The organism is Asanoa sp. NPDC050611 (genome assembly GCF_040654855.1).
Taxonomy (GTDB): domain Bacteria; phylum Actinomycetota; class Actinomycetes; order Mycobacteriales; family Micromonosporaceae; genus Asanoa.
This window is the reverse complement of the sequence record NZ_JBFAIU010000438.1, coordinates 1-5,336: the sequence shown is the minus strand read 5'-3', so window position 1 is coordinate 5,336 and position 5,336 is coordinate 1. Positions and strand designations below refer to the sequence as shown.

Here is a 5,336-nt window from a genome sequence, read left to right as displayed (position 1 = left end):
GCTCGTGCATCCGGCGCCGCGCGAGCTCCAGCCGTGCGGCCCGGTCACGCCGGGGGTCGGTGGTCGTCGGGTCGATGGGCTCGCCTACGACGAGGACCATCGTGGGCCGGTGCCGGAACAACCGGCCGAGCCCGGTCGGCGGGGTGAACCGGATCGACAGTGGAACGACGGGCACCCGCGCCTGGGCGGCCAGGTGGAACGCGCCGCGCTTGAAGTCGCGCAGGCTCGTGTCGTAGGGCTTCAGCTCGCCCTCGGGGAAGAAGTGCACGCCCCGGCCCTTGGCGAGGAAGAGCTCCAGCTCGTCGAAGAAGCGTGGCAACTGCGCGGCGGCGGTCGGGACGGCTACACCGCCCAGGAGTCGGACGATCCAGCCGTAGCCGCGGTTCTGGAGGTTCATCGGTGCCGAGGTGAACAGCAGCCGGCGCGGGAAGACGGCGATCGCGACCAGGACGCTGTCCAGCGGATGCACGTGGTTGCACACCGTCAGCATGCCGCCGGTGCGGGGGAGCCGGTGCCGGCCTTCGCTGCGGACGCCGAGGACGAGCCGCGTCCAGAGGAACATGACCGGGATGAAGACGCCGTAGTAGAAGGCGTTCGACAACCACCGGTAGATCCGGCCCGAGTAGCCGGCGGGAGCCTGCGGCGCGTCGCCGGCCCGCGCGTAGACGCGTTCGATCGCCTTGACGGTGCGGTCGACCGCGTACAGGTCGGCGTAGCCGGCGTAGGTCTCCGACGCTTCGGCGAGGGCCGCCGGATCGTCGATCCAGGCGTCGATCCGCTCGGCGAGCGACGCGGGGTCGCCGGAGCGGAACAGGTTGCGGGTCCCGAGCGCGAACTGCCCGGTCGCGCTGCGCCGGCTGTCCGAGATCACGGGCACGAGCCCGCACGCGAACGCCTCGAGACAGGACACGCCTTCGATCTCGACGTCGGAGGCGTGCACGTAGAGGTCGCAGCTCTGGATGAGCGCGACGAGCGCGGTCTGGTCGTAGTAGCCGAACTGCGCGGGGCGGTGGAGCTTGGCCGCCATCCGCCGCAGCCGTTTCTCGCGGGGCCCGTGCCCGGCGAAGTGCAACTGGATGTCCGCGGCGTGCCGGGATCTGCGTACGGCCTTGATCAACACCTCCTGCCGCTTCTCCGGTGAGAACCGGCCCACCATGAGGATCCGGAACGGCTCGCCGGGAGCCCGCGTTCTCGCTGGCCCGGGCCGGAAGGCACTGCTCACCCCGTTGGAGATGACGTGGAGCCGCGCCCGGTAACCGTGGTGCCGCAGCTGCGCGGCGATGAACGTCGACGGGCAGTGGATGTCGGCGAACCGCCCGTAGAACAGGACGCGCAGGAGCAGGTAGACGAGCCTCGCGGCCGGTGGGAACCAACCGAGCCCGAGGTTGTACGTGATGTTCTCGGGCTGGATGTGGAACCCGGCGACGACCGGCACACCGATCTCCCGCGCCACCTTCTCCGCGGCGCGTCCCAACGGCCAGGGCTGGTAGACGTGGACGACGTCGGCGTCCTTGATCGCGGCGACCAGCGTCTCCCGGTCGGGCTTGCCGAACGCGGTGTTCTGGCGGTGGGCGAGACGGGTCGCGATGGGCACGACGAGCTCGGGCACCCAGAACACCTCGGGCCCGTCCGGCCCGTCCGGCTGGCCCTGCCGGGGTGCGCCGGGTTGCCCGCACGCGACGACGCGCACGGTGTGACCGCGGGAGATGAGGTTCGCCGCGAACCGCTTCGCCGACACGGTAATACCGTTGTTGCCGACATCGAACGTGTCGGTGACCAACGTGATGATCATCGCAGCCCGCCGCTCCCCGGGTTCACCGCGCCGGCCACCCTTCGCGCCGAGCGGGTCCCCCTACCTTCCCCTACCGAGAGATCTTGGCAGGAGATGCCGCTCGGTCCGCCGCCGACGCCTGCGAGTCGATCAGCGACGCCACGACGCGGGTGGGAATGCTAGATGCCAGGGCGGCTGTCGGCAAGAGGCGCCGTGACGCGGGCCGCCGCCAGGACCACGGTGATCCTGGCGGCGCTCGCTCGTGCCGGGGTCGCTAGTCGACGATCGTGATCGTCGCCTTGCGGTAGTTCCTACCGTTCTTGTCGGGGTCGTAGTTCTTCTCCACGTTGCCGGCGGCGTCGACTGAGAACCAGTTGAACGTGGTCGTCTCCGTCACATGGAACACCTGGCCCGGCTCCCGGAACTCGGTCGCCTCGTAGCGGGGCGACTGGAGCGTGGGCCGGCTGCCGTCGGTCGTGTAGTAGATCGTGGCCGGCTCGTTGGTCTCGAAGTGCACGTCGACCGAGCCGCGGAACCTGCCGCCGCCGGGGACGAGGTCGGAGTTCGGGTCCTTCTTGTCCTTGCCCCACTCCGCGGCGATCCGGAACATCTCCATGATGCCGTTGGCGTACTCCATCGTCTCGGAGTGGCCGCTGACCAGGTCCGGCTGGCCTTCCCACGGTGGCTGGAACGAGCCGCCCTGCCAGTTGCCGGTGGCCGGGTTGTAGACCGAGCCGCCGACCTCCCAGCCGAAGGCGTAGATGCCGTACGTGTAGTACAGGTCCTCACGCACGTTGCCGGCCGACGAGTAGAGCACGTCCGACGAGCCGCCGACGTTCTCCGGCGTGACGACCGTCTCCCGGTAGTTCTTGACCTGCGACAGGATCCGGCCGGCGGACTGCCAGTAGAACGCCTCGTCGCCCAGCGGCGGGCGCGGCGTGGTGATCCGGCCGTCCGCGATGTAGGCGCCCGGCTGCCAGAACAGCTGGCCGCCGTTGGAGTGCACCGACATCATGAACTTGATGTTCCGGTGCTTCTCGACCAGCCAGATGATGTTCTTCGACTCCGGCTCGGACAGTTCCTCGGGACCCTGGTAGGTGCCGCTGGTGCAGCTGAACGACCCGCCCGAGTAGCCGTCGTGGCCCGAACCGACCCGGTAGTTGCGGTTCAGGTCGACGCCCCACGAGTCGCGGCGACCGGGGTCGGCGTCCGCGTCGGGGCAGTGGTTGGTCATGTTCTTCCGCTGCGAGGCGAAGTTGTAGAAGCTGTAGTTCGCCCCGTCCGGGTTGTTGGACAGGATGAAGAAGACGTCGGTGTCGTTGACGATCTTCTTCGTCTCGCGGTCCGTCCGGTAGTTGTGCACCAGCCGCTCGGCCGCCTCCAGCGAGGTGGTCGCCGGCACCCACTCGCGGGCGTGGTCCTGCGCCTGGATCAGGACGCCGGGGTTGCGCCCGTCGCGGTACTTGCCGATCCGCAGCACCGGGATCGTGGCCGGGCCGCGGGGCACCTCACCCTCGGGCGCGCCGACGCGCTTCTGGTCGAGGAAGTCGGTCAGCGCGACCGGGCCGGGCGTCGCGGCGACGACGCCGGTGCCCGCGTTGGTGCGGTACGGGTGCGCCCGGTCGACCAGCCCCTGCGACTGGGTCTCCAGCGCCGCCGACACCTGCGCGGCGGTGCTGGCGAGCGCCCCGGCGGCGTCCTTGGCGAGCAGGACGCGGATGGCCTTGCCGGTCACCTCGACGCCGAGCGGCAGGCCCGCGCCCGGCCGGTCGACGAACTCGACGGTGATGTCGTTGCCACCCTCGTGGCCCCACGCCGCGGAGCTGACGACGACCGCGGACTGCCCGGTGCCGCCGATCGTGGCCTGCGCCTTGCGCTGGTAGCCGTTCGTCTTGTTGGGCAGGTAGATGATCTCGGCGATGTCCGGGTACTGCTCGGCGATCTCCTTCGCCCGGGCGTAGAGCTGCTGCGGGTGCTTGTAGCCGTCGATGAAGTTGGACTCGTAGCCCGGGCCCTCGGTCAGCGGGGGAGGGGCGCCCTCGAGCCAGTCGGAGACCGCGCCGGTGGTGACGCCACCGGTCGAGCTGGTGACCCTGATCTGGTTCGGGCGAGTGTCCAGCTTGAACAGGTTCCGGTGGAACATGTACTGCCCGGAGTCGACGAAGCGGCTCATCGTGCGGGCGTACCCGAACGGGGTGTTCTTGCCCGAGTCGTTCTCGAGCTGCATCCCGACGACCGGATCGGACTGGTTGCCCTCGGTGGTCCGGGCCTCGACGTAGAGGAAGCCCTGCCCCTTCGTGGTGAACCAGTCGGCGCGGACGACCCGCACGGTCTGCTCGTGGGTGAGCGTCTGGGCGGAGCGCGCACCGAAGCTGGGTGCGATGCCGCCGTCGGCAACCGCGGGCCACTCGAAGCCCTCGCCGTCGGCGAGGACCTTGACGCCCAGCGCCTCTAGCTCGGCGACCTCGTCGGCGGTCGCGACCGCCTCGCCCTCGATGCCGTTCGGCACGCGCTTGAGCCCGTGCTCGATGTCGAAGCCGGCGTTGGTCACCTTGTCGAGCATGTCGGCGCCGGTCAGCTCGATGTGGACGAGGCTCGCCCCGTCGGCGTTCTCGAGCTTGGACCGCGTCGTGGGATCCGCGTTCGCGGCCGGGTTCGCGAGCAGGACACTGCTCACCACCAGGGCGGGCAGCGTGAGAAGTGCGATCCGCAGTCGTCTGCGTCGCATGCTTCCTCCTTACTTTCTGCGCGTAGGATGCAGCGTCTATTGAGGACACTTGAGCGAGCTGGGTCAGGTCAGCGTATGTGCATCCATCGCTTCCGTCGCCGCGAGCAGCGGATCTTGAGTATTACTTGAGCTGCTCGTACGTCAGGGCGAGCCGAGGTACGCCAGCACGGCCAGGACGCGCCGGTGGTCGTCGTCGCTGGGCGGTAGGTCCAATTTGGTCAGGATGTTGTTGATGTGCTTGCTGACCGCTTTCTCGGTGACCACGAGACGTTCGGCGATGGCGCCGTTGGATCGGCCCTCGGCCATCACCGCGAGTACTTCCCGTTCGCGGGGGGTGAGCGCGGCGAGCTGGGCGCGGCGCCGCCCGCCGCCGAGCAGCTGGGCGACCACGTCCGGGTCCATGACCGTGCCGCCCGCGGCCACCTGGCGCACCGCGTTGACGAACTCGTCGACCTCGCCCACCCGGTCCTTGAGCATGTAGCCCACCGCGCCGGCGCCGTCGGAGAGCAGCTCGCGGGCGTACACCTGCTCGACGTACTGCGACAGGATCAGCACCGGCAGGGCCGGCACCGCGCGCCGGGCGGTGATCGCCGCGCGCAGGCCTTCGTCCGTGAACGTCGGTGGCAGGCGGACGTCGACGACGGCCACGTCGGGGCGCAGCGAGACCAGCGTCTCGGCCAGGTGGGCGCCGTCCTCGAGCGCGGCGACCACCTCGAAGCCGTACGCGGTGAGCATCCGCACCAGCCCGTCGCGCAGGTCGACCAACGGGTCCTTGACGGGGTCCGGCTCGTTGGCGCGGTTGCCGGACGCGGCACGAGTGACTCCGCCGGCGACGCG

General features: G+C 69.9%; 3 protein-coding genes. All 3 read right to left on the bottom strand.

Translation table 11 applies throughout. From position 1 onward, the window contains the following. Positions 1-1,792 (bottom strand): glycosyltransferase (locus tag AB0H87_RS37470; protein WP_360157115.1); only part of this gene is annotated, 1,792 nt, incomplete at its 3' end. 253 nt (positions 1,793-2,045) lie between these two features. Continuing rightward, the gene (locus AB0H87_RS37465; protein WP_360157112.1) at positions 2,046-4,499 is read right to left on the bottom strand and encodes a M14 family metallopeptidase; all 2,454 of its coding nucleotides are present in this window, start codon (positions 4,497-4,499) and stop codon (positions 2,046-2,048) included. Positions 4,500-4,640: 141 nt separating this feature from the next. Beyond that, the gene (locus AB0H87_RS37460) at positions 4,641-5,264 is read right to left on the bottom strand and encodes a response regulator transcription factor (protein WP_360157118.1); all 624 of its coding nucleotides are present in this window, start codon (positions 5,262-5,264) and stop codon (positions 4,641-4,643) included. Between the last annotated feature and the right edge of the window lie 72 nt (positions 5,265-5,336).